This is a genomic window from uncultured Ellagibacter sp. (genome assembly GCF_934636505.1).
In the GTDB taxonomy this organism is placed as follows: domain Bacteria; phylum Actinomycetota; class Coriobacteriia; order Coriobacteriales; family Eggerthellaceae; genus Ellagibacter.
In genome coordinates this window covers 1-20719 of sequence record NZ_CAKUAL010000002.1, presented here as the reverse complement: position 1 = coordinate 20719, position 20719 = coordinate 1, and the positions used below count along the sequence as shown (strand labels likewise).

At 61.2% G+C, this 20719-nt stretch carries 16 protein-coding genes and 1 pseudogene; 1 reads left to right on the top strand and 16 read right to left on the bottom strand.

Annotation, left to right across the window (positions count from 1 at the left end; translation table 11 throughout):
• Window positions 1-146: 146 nt before the first annotated feature.
• The 4 genes from Q0G18_RS00370 to Q0G18_RS00355 form a co-directional block, all read right to left on the bottom strand.
• Complete coding sequence (locus Q0G18_RS00370) at window positions 147-1367, bottom strand: putative ABC transporter permease (protein WP_297148488.1); 1221 nt, start codon at window positions 1365-1367, stop codon at window positions 147-149.
• Window positions 1368-1465: 98 nt separating this feature from the next.
• Window positions 1466-2155: an HAD family phosphatase gene (locus Q0G18_RS00365; RefSeq protein ID WP_297148409.1), complete on the bottom strand. Its 690-nt coding sequence runs from the start codon at window positions 2153-2155 to the stop codon at window positions 1466-1468.
• Window positions 2156-2257: 102 nt separating this feature from the next.
• A complete protein-coding gene (locus Q0G18_RS00360; RefSeq protein ID WP_297148406.1) occupies window positions 2258-3370 on the bottom strand; it encodes a site-2 protease family protein in 1113 nt (370 codons plus the stop codon).
• A 143-nt stretch (window positions 3371-3513) separates the two neighbouring features.
• Window positions 3514-3822: a hypothetical protein gene (locus tag Q0G18_RS00355; protein WP_297148405.1), complete on the bottom strand. Its 309-nt coding sequence runs from the start codon at window positions 3820-3822 to the stop codon at window positions 3514-3516.
• Window positions 3823-3832: 10 nt separating this feature from the next.
• Here Q0G18_RS00355 and Q0G18_RS00350 point away from each other — a divergent pair, with 10 nt between their 5' ends.
• Window positions 3833-8464: an isopeptide-forming domain-containing fimbrial protein gene (locus Q0G18_RS00350; RefSeq protein WP_297148402.1), complete on the top strand. Its 4632-nt coding sequence runs from the start codon at window positions 3833-3835 to the stop codon at window positions 8462-8464.
• 68 nt (window positions 8465-8532) lie between these two features.
• Here Q0G18_RS00350 and dxr read toward each other — a convergent pair whose 3' ends face one another.
• From dxr to Q0G18_RS00290, 12 genes and pseudogenes are all read right to left on the bottom strand, one after another.
• Complete coding sequence (gene dxr, locus Q0G18_RS00345; RefSeq protein WP_297148399.1) at window positions 8533-9756, bottom strand: 1-deoxy-D-xylulose-5-phosphate reductoisomerase; 1224 nt, start codon at window positions 9754-9756, stop codon at window positions 8533-8535.
• A gap of 27 nt (window positions 9757-9783) precedes the next feature.
• The gene (locus Q0G18_RS00340; RefSeq protein ID WP_297148486.1) at window positions 9784-10704 is read right to left on the bottom strand and encodes a phosphatidate cytidylyltransferase; all 921 of its coding nucleotides are present in this window, start codon (window positions 10702-10704) and stop codon (window positions 9784-9786) included.
• Window positions 10705-10777: 73 nt separating this feature from the next.
• On the bottom strand, window positions 10778-11557 hold the full coding sequence (locus Q0G18_RS00335) for an isoprenyl transferase (protein ID WP_297148397.1): 780 nt from the start codon (window positions 11555-11557) through the stop codon (window positions 10778-10780).
• Window positions 11558-11578: 21 nt separating this feature from the next.
• Window positions 11579-12139: a ribosome recycling factor gene (gene frr / locus Q0G18_RS00330; RefSeq protein ID WP_297148395.1), complete on the bottom strand. Its 561-nt coding sequence runs from the start codon at window positions 12137-12139 to the stop codon at window positions 11579-11581.
• A gap of 82 nt (window positions 12140-12221) precedes the next feature.
• A complete protein-coding gene (gene pyrH / locus Q0G18_RS00325) occupies window positions 12222-12938 on the bottom strand; it encodes a UMP kinase (RefSeq protein WP_158049653.1) in 717 nt (238 codons plus the stop codon).
• Window positions 12939-13115: 177 nt separating this feature from the next.
• Window positions 13116-14693: a trypsin-like peptidase domain-containing protein gene (locus tag Q0G18_RS00320; RefSeq protein ID WP_297148392.1), complete on the bottom strand. Its 1578-nt coding sequence runs from the start codon at window positions 14691-14693 to the stop codon at window positions 13116-13118.
• A 135-nt stretch (window positions 14694-14828) separates the two neighbouring features.
• Window positions 14829-15605, bottom strand: a complete 777-nt coding sequence (locus tag Q0G18_RS00315; protein ID WP_297148390.1) for an amino acid ABC transporter ATP-binding protein — start codon at window positions 15603-15605, stop codon at window positions 14829-14831.
• Between the two features lie 24 nt (window positions 15606-15629).
• Window positions 15630-16283, bottom strand: a complete 654-nt coding sequence (locus Q0G18_RS00310; RefSeq protein WP_297148388.1) for an amino acid ABC transporter permease — start codon at window positions 16281-16283, stop codon at window positions 15630-15632.
• Window positions 16284-16391: 108 nt separating this feature from the next.
• Entirely contained in the window at window positions 16392-17234 is an 843-nt protein-coding gene (locus Q0G18_RS00305; protein ID WP_297148386.1) for an amino acid ABC transporter substrate-binding protein, read from the bottom strand.
• 173 nt (window positions 17235-17407) lie between these two features.
• Window positions 17408-18580 (bottom strand): 4Fe-4S binding protein, encoded by a 1173-nt coding sequence (locus Q0G18_RS00300; RefSeq protein ID WP_297148384.1) that lies wholly within the window; start codon window positions 18578-18580, stop codon window positions 17408-17410.
• 65 nt (window positions 18581-18645) lie between these two features.
• Window positions 18646-20028 carry a molybdopterin-guanine dinucleotide biosynthesis protein B gene (mobB, locus tag Q0G18_RS00295; protein ID WP_297148382.1) on the bottom strand — a complete coding sequence of 461 codons (1383 nt, stop codon included), beginning with the start codon at window positions 20026-20028 and terminating at the stop codon, window positions 18646-18648.
• 409 nt (window positions 20029-20437) lie between these two features.
• Window positions 20438-20719, bottom strand: a pseudogene (locus Q0G18_RS00290) (IS256 family transposase); the annotation flags it as partial.

Below are 20719 nucleotides of genomic sequence, written 5' to 3'. Positions count from 1 at the left end.
AATTCCCAATCGCAAACTACGCCCATTCACAAACCGCACCATAAAAAGGCCGCTTGAGCACTTCCCGTGCCGCAGCGGCCTTTTTCTTGCAAAGACAACTGGACCGACCCGAAGCCGCGCCGTCTCAGCGCGCGACCGAATAGCCCCTAGCCGAGAGCGCTGTCCGGCGGCGCCCCTGACCCGCGCGTCGCGCTGTCGGGATTGATGGTCATGCTCTCGAACCGGTTCGCCATGAAGTCGTTGTCGAAATACGTGGCGTAGAACTGTTCGATGGGCGTTTCGGGAACATGCCCCGACAGCCGCCCGTACCAGCAATCAAGCGATTGCAGCGTCATGATGGCGTTCACGAGCATGAGCGCCGTGGCGACTGCGGTCACGGTATAGCGCAGCTTCCAGGGGATCAAGTTCACCACGTCGAGCATCTTCGGCAGGAGCGCCTTTATCCACAGCACGCCCAGCATGCCCCACATCGCCATGAACATGCCGTTCGTGCGTCCATCGATCGAGAGGAACGTGCCCGTATAATCCCAGGCCACAGCGCCGAATGCGGTTTCCATGAACCAGCTGACGAAGAACTCGAACGCGCCGCCAATCACAGCGCTCACCAAAAAGATCACGGGCACCGGCTTGTCGTGGAAGCGGTTGAGCGCCATGGTCATGAGCACCGCGCCCACGCCGTAGATGGGCGAGAACGGCCCGAACAGCATGCCCGCGCGATCTTGATACTCGCCGGGAACGACGATGACGAAGTGATACACTACTTCGATGACCAGGCCTAACACGCTGCAGACCACGAAAATCCAGAACACGTTGAAGAAGTTGAGCGCAATATAGCCGCGCCCCGTCGAGTCCAGACCGAGCGTTCCCTCTTCTGCCTGGTCGCGCGTCTCCATGTCGCGGAGCTTGCGCTGCAGCTCGCGCTCCTCGGAAAGCGACGGGTCGACGTAGCCTGACACGAAGAACAAAAGCACGAGGATGACCAGCGTCGGCACGATATGGACATCGGTGCCGCTGAGCATGATGTTGCAGATGAACGCCACCGCCGCGAGCGCCATGAGGACCTCGGCGGTCAGTGCGGCATAGCGCCTTTTGTTGCGGAGAAGACGCACGCCCAGCAGGATGAACAGCACCAACATAGCCGCTTGAGCAGCAACGAGAACCACCGTCACAGCAAGGGGCGTGAGCGCCTCCTCGGCAAGGCCGCCCGACCGCAAAAACTGCACGATGACGACAACTGCAAGCACACCGCTCGGAATGGAGACCGCCCCGCCCACGATGCACAGCACGCCGAACACCTTCAGCAGCAGGGGCATCTTCGGTTTCGGATCGCATGCGGCATCGATCGCGCCGCCTTCGGCCACGACCATCTCTTCCCTTTCCCCATGCGCCATGATGCTCCCTTTTCGAACGCTACCCGCCTTATGAACACTGCCGTCCATTATAGGGAATGGAGTCGCGTGTTTTCCTACGGCATGGAAACCATTCGGGCAAATTCGATGAACTCGTCAGGGTCGAGGTCGCGGAAATCGCGCACCGCACGCTCGGCAGAAGAGGAAAGCGCTGCGTAAGTTCCTGACATATCGCAGTCGTACACCGCCAGCGTATGGTACCCCGCCCGCTTGAGCGTGCCGACCGCGTATAGCGCGTCTTCCACACCCCAGGTATGGGAAAGCTCGGTGCCCATAAGCGAGCGCGCGCGGTCGTACACCGCGGGTTCGCGCTTCGGTTTCCCCACGTCATCGACGGAAACTACCGCGTCGAGCATCGGAAGGAACCCTGTATGGGAAAGCCCTGCCAGCAAATACGGCATCGGGGAGGAAGAGGCCACCGACAGCCTGATGCCGCGATCGAACAGGGCGCGGACGAACGCGAGCGCACCCGGGCGCGCCGTCGCGCGGGTCGAGTAGAACTCCATCATGTACTCGCCTACCATGCGCACGACCTCTTGGGGGGATGCGCCCAGTCCGAATTTCGTGTGGAAGAACTCGCCCGCCTCGGGCGTGGTCATCGTCGTCAGCAGGTCTTTGTCGGCTGGCGAAAGCTCGCCGCCCGCCCGATGCGCGAACTCGCTTTCCATCTCGCGCCACACGCCCATGCTGTCAAGAAGCGTGCCGTCACAGTCGAATATCACGCCGATTGGAGCCTCGCTCGCCACCTCGCCGTCCTTTCGCCCGTCTCTCTCTTTCCCCTAGAGCCTAGCAAGAAAGATAGTTTCCCTGCGGCGCACGGGCAAGCATTTGGGCGAGCGGCGCGCGGACTAACCCCAGTTGCCGAAGACGAAACGCTGCACGTCCTGGTTGACCATGATGGCAAAGAACCCCAGAAAGAGAATCATTCCCGCCGCGCTCATATAGCTCAGGGCGCGCGTCGACACGTTCTTGCGCGTGAGCTTCTGGAAGATCTCGATGATGAAGCGGCCGCCGTCGAGGGGCGGGATCGGCAGCAGGTTCATGATGCCGAGCGAAACCGAGAGCATCGCCATGAAGAAGACGAATTCGAGAAGCCCCGCCTCAGCGTAGGTTTTCGACATGACAGCGATGCCGACTACCGACGTCGAGTTCGACACGACATCGGCCGCCGTTTGCGGATTGAACAGGCTTACCACCATCTGGACCACCGCGCCGATGTAGGCGAAGCCGACTTCCACCGAGCGCAAAGGCGACATGGTGATGTGCGAGACCTCGCCCGTTTGCGAGTTCGTCATATCGACGCCCACGATGGAGTACACCACCACGAAGACTAGAACGGCGAACAACAGGTTCACGGCGATTCCCGCAAGGAGGATTATGGTGCGCTTCCAGAAGGGAAGGCTTCGGTACTGCTGGTTGTATTCGCTTTCGAAGAGGGCGTGGGGGTCGTCGACCAGGCGCGGTTGTCCCAGCTCATAGGCGAGAGGAACCGGCTGCCCCGCCGCCTCGGCGCGCTTGACCTGCCCCTTGGTGGGACGGGTGGCCATCGCGCGGTAGGTGTTAAACTTGTCCTTTTTCGTAGGACCCTTGATGCTTCCCCACTCCACCAACTCATCGAGGGCGGCGAGGGCGTCGTCGTTGGAGATGCCGCAATCTTGCGCGATATCCTCCATGTTTGCCGTCCCGCGCCGGTATATCGCCGCAAGCACGCTTTCCAGATGGGGGCTCATCTCGCCCGGCTCCATCCCGCACACCTTCGCGTAGCCACCAAGGGGAACGCAGGTCACGCCGAACTTCGTGCCCCATTTGGTGAAGCCGATGCCAGGCCCGGGAAAGCCGATCATGAACTCGGTCACGCGCACGCCAAACGCGCGGGATGCCAGATAATGCCCGCCCTCGTGGATGAACACGAGGAAGCCGAGCAGGATCGAGACGTACAGAATCATAAGGACAATATCCATGCAAGCGACTCCTCGGAAGGCTTGAAGGGGTACGGGGCAGCAAGCTCCTCGCATCCAAGGCGGGCGAAAGCGAGTCACCGAATAACACGTTCAGCGCCCATTATAGGAAAGCCGCGCCGACCGATGCGCCCAGCCCAGAAAACCTACACCCCCTGTGCGGCTTTTGTTGCCGAACCGTTGCCGACTTTCTGCCAGGTTTTCGCCAGGTTTTCGGGAATGCGCGTCGAATTTGCGTTGGAGATATTCGAATCGCGGTGCAGTTTCAGCCGAGTTTGTAGGGATTTCCCACCGACTTTCGGGGACCTCCGTGCAGATAACGCGCGATGAAACGGCAAGGTTGGTGCGTCCTCGCCGCCAGAACGCGACGTTATGCTCAGACTCCCCGGCGCAGTGAGCGCATTTCGCGAGAAAGGAGCACCATGAATAGCCAACTTTTCGAACTCGGCACGCAAGGAGGCCCCTATGGCTAGCGCAAGGAGGCTTCCTCAGCCGATTGAACAGGCAAAACATAAGGCAATCAACATCGCTCTGGCACTCGCCCTCGCAATCGGGCTCGCCCCCGGCGCTGCGCTTTGCACGCCTGGGGTCGCGCAGGCGGCGAGCAAGATTCCCATCGAGTACATCCCCGAGGACTCGTTCACGCCAGAAGGGTTCAACTGGGGCATTAGCTTTACCGACGTCGAGATCGTGCGTGGATTCACGAGCGAACCGAATATCAAGCAGTACTATCCTCGGGACTACGACGAGCTGGCCTCACCCGACGATTCCGGGTTCGCGGCACGCATCGACCGCACGACACCGAAGGGCAGCTTCGCGCTTCGCTACACCGGCGCAAGCTATGGCAACGACAAGGTCGATGCCGTTGTCACGCTTTCCAACTGGAATTATGTGGAGCCCGTCATGTCGAACGGCGCTTCCGGCTGGGACGAATACGAGGAGCGGGCCGATTACGACACCTTCCAGCCTGGCGTGTTCGTGAACAGCGGCTACCAGCGCACGGGATCGCTCATCGAGAACCTGAATTTCTACACGGTGGGCTTGACCGACCTTGAGGTGAGCGTCGAGTTCTTCTACGCGGGAACCGACGATCCCTTCGAGGCTAAAGGGCATATGACCTGCATCGATCTGGATGTGGGGCAGAAGTTCGGCTTCGGGGGCGCCGTCTCGCTCGCGCAGGTCGTCGACAAAAACGACTTCCTGTCCATCGACGAGGAACAAAGCATCATCACCTCGCCCGAATACCCATGCGGCGGCGTCGAGGACGAGCACGGCGCCATCAGCGCCGACCCGAACGACCCACTCTACAAGCTCGGCCTGGTGGGAGCGTATTTCGACACCACCGAATCGCAGAAGGGAACGCCCGTTAAGCTCTCGTTCATGTCGTCTTGGAGGGGCTCGAACTCGACAGCGCAATCGTTTTTCGCCATGACGAACGAGTTTCTCACCGCACCGAACCCCAACGACGACATCGTCGAAGACGGCAAGCTCGATGTGCGCAAAACTGCCGACAAGACCGAAGGGATCTCAATCGGCGACGTGGTTGCCTACACCGTCGAGGTTCCCGTGCACGAGCGTGGCGTGACCTGCCGAAACGGCTACTCCTACACCAACCTCGAGATTGTCGACGTGCTTCCCCGCGAGATGCGCTACGTCGACGGGAGCGGCTATCTCACCGACAGCGAGGGACAGCTGATCGAGAACGCGGGTGAAGTGGTCTATGCAGGCCAAGGAGGCGAGGGCGACAACGCCGTGAGGTTCGTGTTCTCGCAAAGCTATCTGCAGCATTCCATGCGCATGCAGGGCGAGACGTACCGTTTCGAGTTCAAAGCTGAGCTCATCGAGTACCCCGCCGACGGCGCGCTCTCCGTGTCGAACAGCGCCTACGCCCGCGTCAATGACAGGGGAACCTATCCGAGCAACAGCGTCGAGACGACTCTCGTCCCGCCGAGGCTCACCGTCGACAAAACCGCAGACGCCTACGAATACGAGGTAGGCGAGGTGGTCCGCTTCACCGCTTCCTTCGCGCAAAGCGAGAAAAACGCCCAGTGCCGCGAGGCCGTCTTCTTCGACAGCCTTCCCGAAGGGCTTGAGCTTATCCCCGAAACGGTGCAGGTCACAGGGCTTGAAAGCCTCCCCACCCCGAGCGTCGAGGGCAACCGTTGGAGCTGCTCGCTTGACAAGTTCAACTACGGGGACGCGCTCACCGTAAGCTTCGCGGCCATCGCCACCCAAGCGGGCAATGGCACCGAGCAAGTGAACATCGCCACAGCCCGCGCGAACAACTGCGAGGAAGCGTCCGATTCTGCCGAGATTTGGACGAACACGGCGACCCTCTCCATCGAGAAGACCGTCGATCGCTACGAGCACTTCATCGGGGCATCCGAGCAAGATGCGGGAGCAGTCGTATACACGATAGTCGTCGAGAACACGAAGGAGTGCACTGTTGCGAACAACGTAATCGTAAGCGACGAGAGCCTTCCCGAGGGACTCAAGATCGGACGGACAGACACAGGCGAGCTCGCGGTCGACGTCTCGGGAGTCCCTGAAAGCATTTCCTATCCGGTAGGAGCCGAAGGGTCGGCACCCAGCCAGCTTGAGCAGCGGGAAGTCACCTGCTCGACAAAGCCTGCGGGGACCGGATTCGCAACAACCATAAGCCACCTTCCCGCAAATATGCCCGTCACCATTACCTGCACGTGCTACCCCGAGGACTCCATCACGGGGTGGGAAATTGAGAACACGGCAACCGTGAGCGCCGACAATGCGACCGACGCGCACGACAGTGCGTTGACCTGGCTGAACCAGCCAACTTTGCAGGTGGAGAAGACTGCATCGCAGAGCACCTGCAGCATTGGCGACCTTGTGAACTTCCGCGTGAAGGTGACGAATAACACGCCGGGGACAATCGGGCGCAACCTGGTCGTTTCCGACCTTTTGCAAGCGAAGGGAGTTGAATTGCAGCGAGACAGCATCAAAGTTTGGGATTCCGAGGGCAACGACATCACCGACAGCTGCGTGATCAGCACCGACGGGGAGAAGCCCTCTTTCACGATAGAGACGAATCGCAATCTCACCAGCAACTCGCCCGAGCGCACATTCTATCGCTTCGGCGAGAAGGCCGAGCAAGGGACAAACCCCCTTGGCGAGGAAGGCGAGACGGCCGTGTTCGTCGACTACACCGTCGCCATCGCCGACGCCGCGCTCGCGGGATCGACCGTCGGCAACATAGCGATTGCCGCAACCGACGAACCCAACACGCAAACAAGCGGCGACGCGTCGATTACGGTGAAGGATGCGCAGCTCCAGGTCTCGAAGACCTCCGACAAGCCGCGCTACGAGGCGGGGGATGTCGCCCACTACACCGTCACCGTCGCCCAAACCCGCGAGGGCTCGACCGCGCACAACGTTATCTTCGCCGACCGCTTCGAAAGCGACGAGCTCGCCTCGATCGACGCCTCGTCCATCTTGGTAACCGGACCCGACGGAACGACCCTCGACAACCCTGACGTCACGCTGGAGAAAAACGAGGACGGCACTGTCTTCGGTTTCTCCCTCCAACCGGGCATCGATTTGCACGACGGCGAGGCCCTCACGGTGGCATACTCGGCAAAACTCCCCGTCGCATCCGAGCATGTCGTCAACCGCGCGCAAGCCAAAGCAAGCGATGCTGCCACAGCGAGCGCCGCAAACGACGTCGAAGTGGGCGAACCTTTAGCGGACGCCTCGCTTGAGAAGGAGGCGAGCGCGGAAACCGCGCAGGTGGGAGACACGTTTACGTACACGATCACGGCTCGCGCGACCAACGGGACCCTGCGCGACGCCGTGATAACCGACAGCGGCCTCCCCTCGGGCATCGAAGTCGACTTCACCAGCCTGAGCGTTACCGTGAATGGAAAGACCGTGGAGGAACCCGTCGTGCACCAGAAAGGGGACTCGTTCGCAATCGAGCTCGGCACGATGGGGAAAGACGATGTTGCCGTGGTGTCGTTCAAGGCGAACGTCGCTGATGAGGGCCTTGTTGGGCACAAGGTGGTGAACGGCGCGACGCTCACCTCGCCCACCCTCGGAGGCGAGCGTACTGCGCAAGCAGTAGTGGACATCGTCGCGCCCGCAGGCACAGCAAGCATCGAGAAGACGGCATCGGCAGAATCCGTTTTTGCAGGAGAGACGGTTTCCTACGCCCTATCGGTCGAGGTCGGCGAGACAGACCTCGAAGATGCGCTGCTCGTGGACGAGGGGATGCCCGAAGGGGTCGCCATCGACTACGCCACGTTCGTAGCAACTGTAGACGGCAAGCGGATCGAACCTGACTTCGCAAGCAGGGACACCCAATCGTTCGCCTTGAAACTCGGCAAGGTGAGCGCAGGGTCGAACGTTTCCGTCGAATATGAGGCCCTTATCGAAGAGGGATCCCTTGCCGGATCGACCGTCGAAAACACCGCGACGATCGAGTCGCCCACGTTAAGCGATAGGCCGCACAGCACAGCGCGCGTTGCCGTCATCGAGCGGCCTGCCTCCAAGGTCGACATCGAGCTCGTGAAGAGCGTCGACAGGGAGAGTGCAGCCATTGGCGAGCGGATCGGCTTCACCATCGAGGCGACGGCAGTCGGCGGCACGGTCGAGAGCGTGCTGGTCGCGGACACGAAGATGCCCGGCGGGGCCCCTATCGACTTCGACAGCATCCACGTCGCAATCGACGGAAAACCGGTCGATGCCGCCCTCGAAAGCGATGGCAACACGTTTTCCGCGTTCATCGGGACGCTCGAAAAGGGAAGCACCGCAACGATTACCTTCGCCGCAGACATCGCCGACGAAGCGCTGGCGGGAACGAAGTTCTCGAACAGGGCGGTGCTCACCTCGCCCAGCCTTGAAGATGCGCGCATCGCCCACGCCATCGTGAACGTCGACGAAGGCGCGCAGCCCATCGTCAATTCGGGCGGCAGCACCACAAGGGGCAAGGGTCTGGGAAAAACCGGCGATGAGCTTATGGGCTTCGCGCTGAAGATGATCCCCGTGCTCATGGTCTCGGCGGGAGCGATCGGCATCGGGGCTGGAGCGCTTGCGCTCCGCAAGAGAAAGGCAGGTAGACGCTAGGGGCCGAAACGCGCGGGAGGCCGACGCACAATCCGTCGGCCTCCCGAATAAAACGATGAAGCTCCAGGCTAGCGTATATGCTTCCCGGCTTCCGCACGCGCCCAAGCGTCCAGCGCCTGAAGCTGCTCGATGCTCTCCACTTTCTGCACGCCCTGCGATTCGTGCTCTGACATCACGGCCTCGACGCATTCCGCAATGCCCAGATAGCTTCCCCGCTCGGAGAGGAAGGCGGCAACGGCAATCTCGTTCGCCGCGTTCATCACGCAGGGAAGAGTTCCGCCCACTGATCCCGCATGTCGCGCAAGCGCAAGGCAGCGAAACGTCTTCTCATCGGGGGCGGCGAATTCCAAAGACCCCAGCGTCCGGAAGTCGAGCGGCGCGACCGGGGCCTCCCATCGGTCAGGGTACGAGAGCGCAAACTGGATGGGAATGCGCATGTCGGTCGTCCCCAGATGCGCCTTCACACTGCCGTCGGTGTATTCGACCATGGAGTGGATGGCACTTTGCGGCTGCACGACGACTTCGATCTTGTCGTAGGGCATGTTGAACAGGTGGTGCGCCTCAATAACCTCGAGCCCCTTGTTCATGAGCGTGGAGGAGTCGATCGAGATTTTGGCACCCATGTGCCAGGTCGGATGTTTCAAGGCCTGAGCAGGCGCGATGTCGCGCAAATCGTCGCGCGTGCGACCGCGGAACGGCCCGCCCGATGCGGTGACCCACAGCTTGGCGACCTCGCGTTCGTTCTCGCCGAGCAGGCACTGGTAGATTGCCCCGTGCTCGGAGTCGATCGGCATGAGCGCGCCCGCCGGCCCCACCGCGGGAGCAGATCCCGATGCCCTGCGCGCCGCATCGACCTGCGCTGCAAGCGGCATGATCAAGTCGCCGCCGACAACAAGGCTCTCTTTGTTCGCGAGCGCCAAGACCTTGCCAGCCTTGAGCGTCTCGTAGCTTGCACGCAGGCCCGCAGCGCCCACAAGCGCGTTCACGACCACGTCAACCTCGGATAATCGAACCAAGTCGACCACGGCATTCATCCCAAAACCGAGCGACCCGTCTTCCCCAAAGGGCTTCGCGAACGCGGCAAGGCCCGAAGCGCTTTCGCCCACAGCGACATCTTCGCTGCCCACGGCGAGGTGGCCGACGCCGAACTCCTTCGCCTGCGCAAGCATATCCTGGGCGCGCGTGTTCACGGCAAGCCCCACGATCTTAAGCTTATCGGGATGCTGACGCACCACGTCGAGCGTTTGCGTGCCGATCGACCCCGTCGATCCCAAAACGACGATACGCCTCATGAAAGCACCTTTCTTGAAAAGCGACGTTTAAACGCTAAAGGGAATTGCCCCGGAAATCACCAAAAGGATAGCCGACGATGCCGCGACGAGAAACAGGGAGTCGCACCTATCGAGGAGGCCGCCATGACCCGGCATGATCGTGCCAGAATCCTTGAAACCGGAGTTGCGTTTGATGCGACTTTCGGCCAAATCGCCCAGCACGCCCATAAGACCGCAGACCACACCGAACCCGAGCGCCTCGGGAAGGTTCAGGTTCAAGCCGGGAATCAGCGTGAACAGGCCCCAGATGACCATCGAACCAACGATGCCCGCGAAAAAGCCCTCCCAGCTCTTCTTCGGGCTGACGCGCGGAGCCATCTTATGCTTACCGATTTTGCTTCCCACCAAGTAGGCGAAGGAATCGTTCGCCCAGATGCTCAGGAAGATGCCGATGACGAGCACGCCGCCCCACGGGTCGGGCAGCGCCGTGCGCACGACCACGATGCCCGAAAGGAGAAGACCTGTGTACGCCGCACCGAAAAAGCTCACGCCGACATCGGGCACGCGCGCACGCAGCCAAAACACGTACCAAACGATAAGCGAGAGCAGAAGCGCGATGCTCACGTACAGCGCGCCGACCACGCCGAGGAAGTACACGCTTACGGGGTAGAGTATCGCGGCGATGATGCCGAGCATCTCGTTGGGAAGCTTCGCATCGGCGCGCAGCATATAGTAGAACTCGCCAGCGCAAATCCCCGCCGTCGCGCACAAAAAAACGAGCGTCGAGATGTCGCTTACCAGGATGCACACGATGCACAAGGTTACGTAAATCGCACCTGTGCGAAAACGAACCTGCAGGTCAGTTGCATTTTTCAGCTTTTGCGGCGTCTTCTTGTAAGCAAAATCCTTGATGCGGGTAGAACGTGTCGGGCCTGCGTTTTCCTCATCGGTTGCGCGCGCGGCCTTCAGGCTCGCCTTGCGCTCGGCCGAGCGCTTCCACTCCTCCGCAGCATCTCGCGTGTCGGCATCCTTGCGGGTCACGCTACTTCACCGCCCCAAAGCGGCGATCGCGCCCTTGAAACTCGAGCAGGCAGCGCAAAAGCTCGTAGCGGTCGAAGTCCGGCCACAGCACATCGGTCACGACGAACTCCGAATAGGCAACCTGCCACAGAAGGAAGTTCGACAAGCGAACCTCTCCGCTCGTCCGAATGACCAGATCGGGATCGGGCATGCCCGCCGTGTACAACCCGCGCTCAAAGTCTTCGGCGGAAATCTCTTTTGGGACAAGGCCGTCGGCAGTGCGAGCGGCCACCTCTTCCGCGCAGCGGTTGACCGCACGGAGAATCTCCTGGCGCGAGCCGTAATTCACAGCAACGACCAGGGTCATCCCCGTGTTGTTCTTGGTTTTCTCCCATGCCTCCTCGAACGCCTCGCGCGTCTCCTCGGGCAGAAGGGACAGATCGCCGATCGTCTTCACGCGAACATGCTCCTCGTGAAGGCCGTCCACCTCGGCGAGCATCGTCTTCGCGAACAAATCCATAAGCCCGACGACTTCCTCTTGCGGGCGCTTCCAGTTCTCGGTCGAGAACGAGTAGATGGTCAGGTAGCGAACGCCAAGATCGCTCGCGCAGCGGATGGTCTCGCGCACCGCCTCGATTCCCGCCTTATGTCCCTTCAGGCGGTTGAGCGCGCGCTTTTTCGCCCAACGGCCGTTGCCATCCATGATGACGGCGATGTGCTCGGGAATGCGCGCAGCATCAAGCGCTTCGGGGGCAAGCCCCGAAGGCGGGTTGGGGAAAATGATATCAAGCGGTTTGTTCAAAAGACCTCGAATCAAAGGGGGCTAAACTTCCATGACCTCCGCTTCCTTCTTCTTGAAGGACTCGTCGACCTCGGCGATGAACTTGTCGGTGATCTTCTGGATGGCACCTTCGGCGCGACGCTGCTCGTCTTCGGGCAAGCTGTCTTCCTTGATGCACTTCTCGACCGCGGAGTTCGCGTCGCGGCGGATGTTGCGGATGGCGACGCGCGCTTCCTCGGAGTACGCCTTGCACTGCTTGACGAGCTCGCGGCGGCGCTCCTCGGTGAGCGCGGGGAACGGCAGGCGGATGACCGTGCCGTCGTTGGAAGGCGTCACACCCAGATCGCTCTCGAGAATCGCCTTCTCGATGGCCTTCAGCGTCGTCTTGTCCCACGGCTCGATGACGAGCATATGGGCATCGGGCGTCTTCACGCCGGCCATCTGGTTCACGGGAGTGGGAACCCCGTAGTAGTCCACCTTGATGCGGTCGAGCGCCATCGCGTTCGCGCGACCCGTGCGCACCGATGCAAAGTTCTCGTGCAGCGCCGAAAGGGCCTTGCCCATGCGCTCTTCGGCCTGTGCCTTAATGTCGTCAATGCTCATCTGAGCTCCTTTCGTCCCCTTCGAGCGGCATCGCCGCCGATAGCATGCCCGCGAAGGTCGCGCCCTCGCTTGGCCGTTGCCGTTATTCTACCGTGGTTCCCACCGCTTCGCCCTTGAGCGCGCGAGAAATGTTCCCCTTCACCGTCAGGTCGAAGACGATCATAGGAACCTTGTTGTCCATGCAAAGCGACGTCGCCGTGGAATCCATCACGTGAAGGCCCTTGTTGAGCACTTCCATGTAGCTGATGGAATCGAAGCGCTTCGCGTCCGGGTTGACCTTGGGATCCGAGTCGTAGACGCCGTCGACCTTCGTGGCCTTCATGAGACAATCGACGTCGAGCTCGCACGCGCGCAGCGCAGCGGTGGTGTCGGTCGTGAAGTACGGGTTGCCGGTACCTGCGGCGAGAATGACGACGCGGCCCTTCTCCATGTGGCGGATGGCGCGACGCCTGATGTAGGGCTCGGAAACTTCCTGCATGTTGATGGCGCTCTGCACGCGGGAGAACACGCCGTGGCGCTCGAAGGAATCCTGCAAGGCGAGCGCGTTCATGACCGTGGCGAGCATGCCGATGTAGTCGGCCTGCGCGCGGTCCATGCCCTCCGTCGCGCCCGAAACGCCGCGGAAGATGTTGCCGCCGCCCACAACGACAGCGAGCTGGACACCATCATGCACGATTTCCGCGATTTCGTCGGCCAGGTCATCGACCACCTTCGGATCGATTCCGTAACCCAAATCGCCGGCGAGCGCCTCGCCGGAAAGCTTCAGAAGCACACGCTTGTACTGGTATTCGTTGGCCATCGAAACCCCTTTTTCTGCGTTTGATTTAACCATTTCGAATCATCTTACCCGAATCGGCCCAAAGCTAGAGCCTCGGAGCCGTAACTGCACGCCTTTTCCGTCACCTCGAACGAAAAAGGCCGCGCGGGATTTGTCCCCACGCGGCCGAAACCGTGCCGATTCGCTTATCGTGTCCGCTTATGCGGCTTGGGCGATCGCGCCCGATCCCGCATTGGCGCTTGTCCCGCTCGAGCTGGAGCCGCCGCCGTAACCGTACTGGCGCAGAAGATCCTCAAGCGTGCCGCCGCTCGACCCGTAGCCATTCGAGCCGTTAGACCCCGAACTTGCGCCTGCGCTCGCCTGCGAACTCTCGTCCGAGCCCAGCGTCACCTGCACGTCTTGGCTCTGCCCGTCACGGTTGATCGTGACGGTGGCCGCATCGCCCGGGTTCTTCGAGCGCACGGCGAGCATAAGATCGCTCGCGGAGGAGACCTTCTTGCCATCGAAGGCGGTCACGATGTCGCCCACCTTGAGGCCTGCGGAGTCAGCGCCAGAGCCGCTGCTCACCGCTGCGATATAGGCGCCCTCATCCACCGAGAAGCCGTAGCGCTGGGCCGTCTGCGCGTTAATCGTGGAAAGGGACACACCCAGCTGCGCATGAGTCGGCGTCTTCCCCTCGATAATCTGCTGCGCCAAGTTGACCGCATAGTTCACAGGGATGGCGAATCCGACGCCGGAGTAGTTGCCGGAATAGGACGTGATCAGCGTGTTGATGCCGATGAGCTTGCCGTCCTTGTCGACGAGCGCACCGCCGGAGTTGCCGGGGTTGATGGCTGCGTCGGTCTGGATCATGTTGGTGTAGACCGTCGTGGTGCTCGACTGCTGCTGGCCGTACTGGTACGAGTCGGAAGAGTTGTCCATGATCTGCGAGCGGTTCGTAGCCGACACGATGCCCGTCGCCACCGACTGCTCAAGGCCGAAGGGGCTGCCGATCGACATGACCCACTCGCCCACCGTCAGATCGTCGGAGTCACCCAACTCCATAGCGGTCAGCCCCGAAGCGTTCTTCGCCTTGATGACCGCGATGTCGGAGCTGGGGTCGGAGCCGATGATGTCTGCGTCGTATTCCTCGCCCTCGATGGTGACCTTCAGAGCATCGGCGCCCTCGATCACATGATAGTTCGTCACGATGTAGCCATCCGAGGAAAGCACCACGCCGCTGCCGAGAGACGTCTCGGTAAGGGAATTCTGCGTGCTGTAGCCGTAGTAGCCGCTCTGCTGGTTGGTGTACACGTCGATAGCCACCACGGACGGAAGGCATTTCTGGGAGACGCTTTCCGCAAGCGTCGCGTTCTCGTCGGCGCTGCCGCTCGTGGATGCGGAAGACGTGCCGCCGAGCACCGTGGTCGAGCCCGACGGGGAGCCGCTCGTCACTGTATTGACAACGCCGGCGCCGCCGAGCACAAGCACGCATGCAAGCGCAGCGCCCGCGAACGCGATTCCAAACGTCTTCGCGCCCGAATGGCTCTTCTTGGACTTTGCGTCCTGCTTCGCAGCGTACGCCTGCGCGTTGTGCGCACCCGCCGGCTGCGCATAGGAAGACGCGGGGTTGACTGGCGCCGTGGCATTCGTCCCCGCCGCACCACCCGGGCCTGCGCCCTGGTAATGATAGTAAGAATTCGGGGGGGTCGGCGCGCCGCCCGTCCCCTGGCCGAACGATTGGCTGGTTGACTGAGGGTCGTATCCACCCTGATTGTTCTCGTTGTAATCGCTCATGTTGTTTGCTCCTTCGCCCGCATCGGGTTCTTGAGCAAACCTTACCACGCCATCCTGAAGAGCTCCTGAAACGTGGCGCAATCGTCATCGTTGCACCACGCAGATACACCTCTGGGTGTACCCCCTAAGGCTTCCCTATCCCTGCTGGTACTGGCTTAAGAACGCGCGCGTGCGCTCCTGCTGCGGGTTGTTGATCACGTCCACGGCGCGGCCTTCCTCAACCACAAGGCCGTCGTCCATGAAGATGATGCGGTCCGCCACGTCGCGGGCGAAAGTCATCTCGTGCGTCACGATGACCATGGTCATGTGCTCAGCAGCCAGGTCGCGGATGACCTTAAGCACGTCTCGCGTGAGCTCGGGGTCGAGCGCGCTCGTCGGCTCGTCGAAGAAGAGCACCTCGGGATCCATCGCAAGCGCACGGGCGATCGCGACGCGCTGCTGCTGACCGCCTGAAAGCTCGCAGGGAACCATGTCCTCCTTGTCGGCGAGGCCCATCTTCGCGAGCAGCTCTCGCCCGCGCTCGAGCGCCTCTGCGCGCGGACGCTTCTGCACGCTGACCGGCGCGTCGGTGACGTTTTTGATCACCGAGTAGTGCGGGAACAGATTGAAGTTCTGGAACACCAGGCCAAAGCGCGATTTCGCCTGCTTCATCACATCCTTGCCGCCATAGACGGCATGCCCTGCCCCGTTATCTTCAGCCACAGGCAAATCGCCGTAGGAAAGCGATCCGGCGTCAAGCGTCTCAAGCAGCGTCATGCATCGCAGAAGCGTCGACTTGCCGCCTCCCGACGGGCCGATGATGGCGACGACCTCGCCTTTGCGAACCTCGAGCGAGATGTCTTTGAGCACCGAGACATCGCCAAAGCTCTTCTTACCGTGCTCGAGCTTTACCAGCACATTATCTTCAGGCATTGCCAAACCTCACCTTCCCAACGGCTAATCGTGGTAATAACCCATCTTCTTCTCGACGCGCCCGAGAACCACTTCCACGACGAAATTGAATACCCAGTAGAAAACCGCTGCGAACACGAAGGGCAGCATGCTCACCTGCGAGGCGACGAGCGCCTTCGCCGTCGAGAACATCTCCGCCACGCCGATGGCGAACGCGAGCGACGTGTCTTTCACCAACGTGATGATCTCGTTGCCCATAGCGGGAAGAATCCTCTTAATGACCTGGGGCAGCACGATTTTCATAAACGTCTGGAGACGCGAATAGCCCAAGACCTCGGCGGCCTCGTACTGTCCGGGCGGAATCGACTGGATGCCGCTGCGGTAAATCTCGGCGAAGTAGGCCGCGTAGTTGATGATGAACGCGACGATCGTTGCGGAAAACTTCGACTCCATGCTCAGAGGAATTCCGAAGATATAATAGGGAGCGAAGTAAATGAAGAACATCTGCAGCATGAGCGGGGTTCCGCGCATGACGGAAATGTAGAACTTCATGATCCAGGCAATCGGCTTCACGCGGCTCATGCGCGCAAGCGCCACCACCACGCCAAGCGGCAGCGACCCCACCAGCGTCAGGAAGAATATCTGCAAGGTTACGACGAAGCCTTGCCCAAGCATGGAAAGCATGGTTCCAATTTCCACGGCAACCTCTTTCTTATTGCAACACGAATCGCGGACAGGTTGCCCCGTCCGCGATTTTCACCTGCCTGCGGGAAATTATGCCCGCAAGCGAACTATCTTATCGAAAGACTACTTGAGAATCCAGTTCGTGTAGGACAGGCCGTACTCGGCGTACTTCTCGCACAGCTTCTCGATGGTGCCGTCCTCGTTCATCTCCTTGAGCGTCTTGGTGATCGCATCGGCAAGCTCGGTGTTGCCCTTCTTCACGCCGACCGCGTAGTGCTCGGAGGAAAGGTCCTCGGGAAGCTGGACATAGGCATCGGGCTTGGCGCTCATCTGGTACTGCGCGATGGAGAGGTCGCAGGCCACAGCGTCGACGGCGCCGGACTCGAGCTGCATGAAGGCGGTGTTGTAATCGCCGATGGTCTCAAGCGAGGCGAAGGTGGCTTTAAGGTCGGCCTTAGTCGCCTCGTCGCCCGCGAGCACGTCATAGGCGGCAGAGTCAGTCTGCGTGATAACGTTCTTGCCGGCAAGATCGGCGAGGCTCTCGATGCCGCTACCCTTCTTCACGACGACGACCTGGGCGTTCAGCATGTAGGGATCGGAGAAGGTGTAGTCATTCTCGCGGCCTTCCATGGTGAAGCCGTTCCAGATGCAGGTGATGGCGCCGGAGTTGAGGAGCGTGTCCTTCGCGTCCCAATCGATGGGCTCGAGCTGGATGTCCCAGCCGTTGCGGCTGGCAACCTCGGCAGCGAGGTCGAGGTCGAAGCCGGTGAAGTTGCCGTCGTTGCCGACGAAGCCGTACGGCGGATACGACTGGTCGAAGCCGACGACGAGCGTCGTCTTGTCCGAGCTGGTCGCAGCCGCGTCCTTCTTGTCGTTCGAAGCGTTGTTGGAGGAGCAACCGGCAAGCATGCACGCCGCCAAGGCGAGGGCGCATACCGCTGCTGCCATTACCTTCAGTTTCTTCATGAGATTCCTTCCTTCGCACACCGCGCTCGCTCGTCGCGCACGGTGCCCTTCCCTGTTTGTGCTACTGCACTTTACTGCGCTAAAGTGTTGTCAGTATACCACAGAAACCCGCCCATCGCGCAAGCGGTCGAAATAATACGACCACAGGAAGGGCCGCTCGCTGACGGCGCACGTTATCGGCCCGTCGACTTCAGGCGCGAGAGCAGGCTTCCGCGAGCAGGAGGATCGGGAAGATGGATAAGCCGCGGCTCGAAGTCGAAGAGCTCGGAGGTGGCAATCACGTTGGAGACCGTGATGCACTTCTGCAGGCAGGTGTCGGCGCACAGATTGCATTGTACGCATTCCATCAGCTGGAACTCCAAGTAGCTGCCCTCTCCCGAAGCGGGCTTCTCCTCGCTTTTCTTAAGTGCTCCCGTCGGACAGAACACGGTGCACATCCCACACGCGCGGCACTTCGACTCGTCGATCGATACGCTTCCGAACAGGCGCGTCTCGATTTCGGGAACGACGCTCTGACCGATCGCGTCCATCGCGTCGAGCGTGTTCATTCGCCGCGAAGGCTCGAATTGCGGCAGCCCACCGTCCTTGTCGGGGCGGAGCAGCTCGCGAAGGTTCAGCTCCTTCTTCTCATTTTGCTTGCCGAGCGTCTCGTCGAGCGCCTTCTCCGTCGCGACCTTCACGGCGTCTTTCGCCATACCGCCCGCCTGCGAGAAGAACCCGCGGCGCGCCGCGGCGAACGACTTGCGCCCGCTCGTCTCTATCGCCTCGGGAGGAAACTCCGAGGCGCGGCGAACGCGGACGCTCGACCCCTGCGCCGCGAGCAGGGAGTTCGCCGACTCAACCGTCGCCGTGACGCCCTCGCTCGTACCGCCGAACTTGCAGGTCGAACACGTTCCGTCGACGAGCGCCACATCGCCCACGCCGTGGGACGCAAGCTGCAAGAGGAGGCTTTCCTCCATGCGCGCAAGGCAGGGGACGGACACGTATTTGTCGGGATCGCCCTCTCGGCGCGCAGCCATGCGGGCACATGCGAACACGGAGAGGCTGCCGCCGAGCGCACGTGTAGCCGAGGCAGCAGCGCTGGCGAGCTCAACATCGGCAGGCTCGACGGGAACAAGCGCCTCGGTGGGACAGACGACCGTACAGGCGCCGCAGGAAACGCAGGCCTCCGCGTCGATCTTCACGCTGTTGTCGCCGACCGAGATCGCGTCCGCAACGCACGCTTCGATGCATTTGCGGCACGTCGAATGGCGGTTGCGCACCGCCACGCAACGCTTCTCGACCACGAGGACCGACTTGCCTCCGAGAGCCTCGGCAACATCGGCTATGTCAGAAAGGTTCGGCATTCTAAGATCACTGCCTTTCGCGGGCCCCGCATCTGCAGCGAGGCGCCATCCCCTCGATGGAGAAGCTAGCCCTCCATCACCATGTCTTCGAGCGCATGCAGCTCATCGGGTGTGTTCGCGTTGATGAAGCAGCCGCCCATCGGCTCCGCCTCAAGCACTTTGCTCTGGGGGAACTCATGGACGACCACAGACTCGTCCCCGAAAAACGACTGCGCGCGTTTCTCGCCGCGATCGAGCGCACGGCGCACGGCGGGTAGGCACTCCATGCGACGGTACATCGCGTGGAATGGCTCGAAACCGTGCTTGTTCACAGGGACGACCACGTCGGCCCCCGTCTCGTTCATGCACAGCGCCTCGGCGACTACGAGAGCGCCCGACGCGAACACCATGTCGCACGCCACAATGGCGACATAGGGGTTGCGCGCCGCTTGGAGCGCGGTGTACAGACCCGGCAGCGCGCCGCGGCTTGAGAAGATATCGCACACAAGTTGGATATTGAGCTGCGGAAACTCCTGATGCAGGAACGTCAGGTTGTCGGGCTCGTTGGTCGTGATGACCAGGTCGTCAGCCACGGGGCTTAAGCGCTCGATCAGACGACAGATGAGCGGACGACCCAAAAACGGGACGGTCGCTTTGCTGCGGCCCATGCGTCGGCTCTCGCCGCCTGCCTGGATGACCACCGTCACGCGCGGGCGCACGAAATGGGACTCCACAAAATCAGCGAGGGCAATCGTGTCGTTAAGATCGAACGCGGGAATACCGTAAATCGCCGCAGCCTCGATTGCGCGAGGAATATCGGTCACGATGGCAACGGTGTTCACGCCGGGCATCTTGCGCACGAGGTCGGGGTGGATGCCATCTTCCGCGGCCGCAGCCGCCAGCTCGTCGAGAACTTCGTCCGCAGGCGCCTGCGCAGCGCATTCCCCGTCGTTGCGAAGGTTGTCGTCCAAAGCCTCCTCCGCGCCCTCGATGCGCTCGCCTTCAGGCGTGAAAAGGCATTTCGCAATCTGGGTGAAGTCGGTCCCAAGCGCCCAGCCGCGCTCCGCGCCCAAGGCAAACGCCTCGGCGACGCGCTGGTCCGCCTCGTTGCCCGAACGCATGAGCTCGATGGTCGGCAGGCCGCTTTTGCGATAGCCCTCCACGACGACGATATCGTGGCCCGGCATGCTTCGCACGATGTCGGAGCATTCCGCCTCGCCCTTGAGCGTCTTCATGCGGGCAATCTGTCCCGGCGCTGCGATGACAGTCTCCGAAGCGCCCGCCTCACGATGGCGGTAGGAGTCCTTGCCCGGATAGTCGATGTCGAAGCCCTTGTGGCTGTGATGTTTCACGCTTCCCACGTCGTGTCCCCGAGCAACAAGCTCTTCGATAAGCTTCACGATGAGGGTCGTTTTCCCCGAATTGTGGCGCCCGACGATTGAAACTGCCGGGCTCGGCACGTTGACCATTGATGATTCTCCCGTCCTTATTCCGTAAGGCGAAAGTATATCACTGAAGGGAGCAGCAAGGAGTATGCACCTCGCCTGGCAGGTGCGCACGCTTCGACCTATTCGCTCGATTTCACCATCCCCAGAGGCTGAGCGGAGTACCAATCGCGCAATCGCACGAGGTGAGGCGCATCACTCAAGCGGGATGAAAAGAGTCGCGCGCATTCGGCCAAATGATGCTATACTATGCAACGACCTACTACGCAGTTCGGACTTCGGCAACAGCGAGAATCCTGTTTTTGGAGGGGACAGGTTCCTCACTGTTGGACGAAGCAAATAAAGGCTCGCAAACGCGAGCCTTTATTTTTTGCCATTTCGAGGACCTGAAGTTTGGCCCACGAGGGTTATAGGCAAAAAAGTGTGTCCCGGGCTATTCGCCGGCATGGGACCACGGATTGCTCGAGTGGAACTCGCTCCACACCACCGCGTCGCCCCATCTCGCCACGGACTCGTCCCCTGAGCCGAGCTCGGCGGCCTTCTCGTACAGGCCGTCTATGTCGTCGTCGGTCGGCATGTCCCTCAGGATGCTCTCGGGCGGAGGTGGGCATTCGAGCCTGCTCACGCAGTACCAGAATACGGCTTTGACCATATGGTCCAGCCTCATGCCCCTGTGCTCGTCCAGCACGATCCTTATCTGCCTGTTCACCCCGCC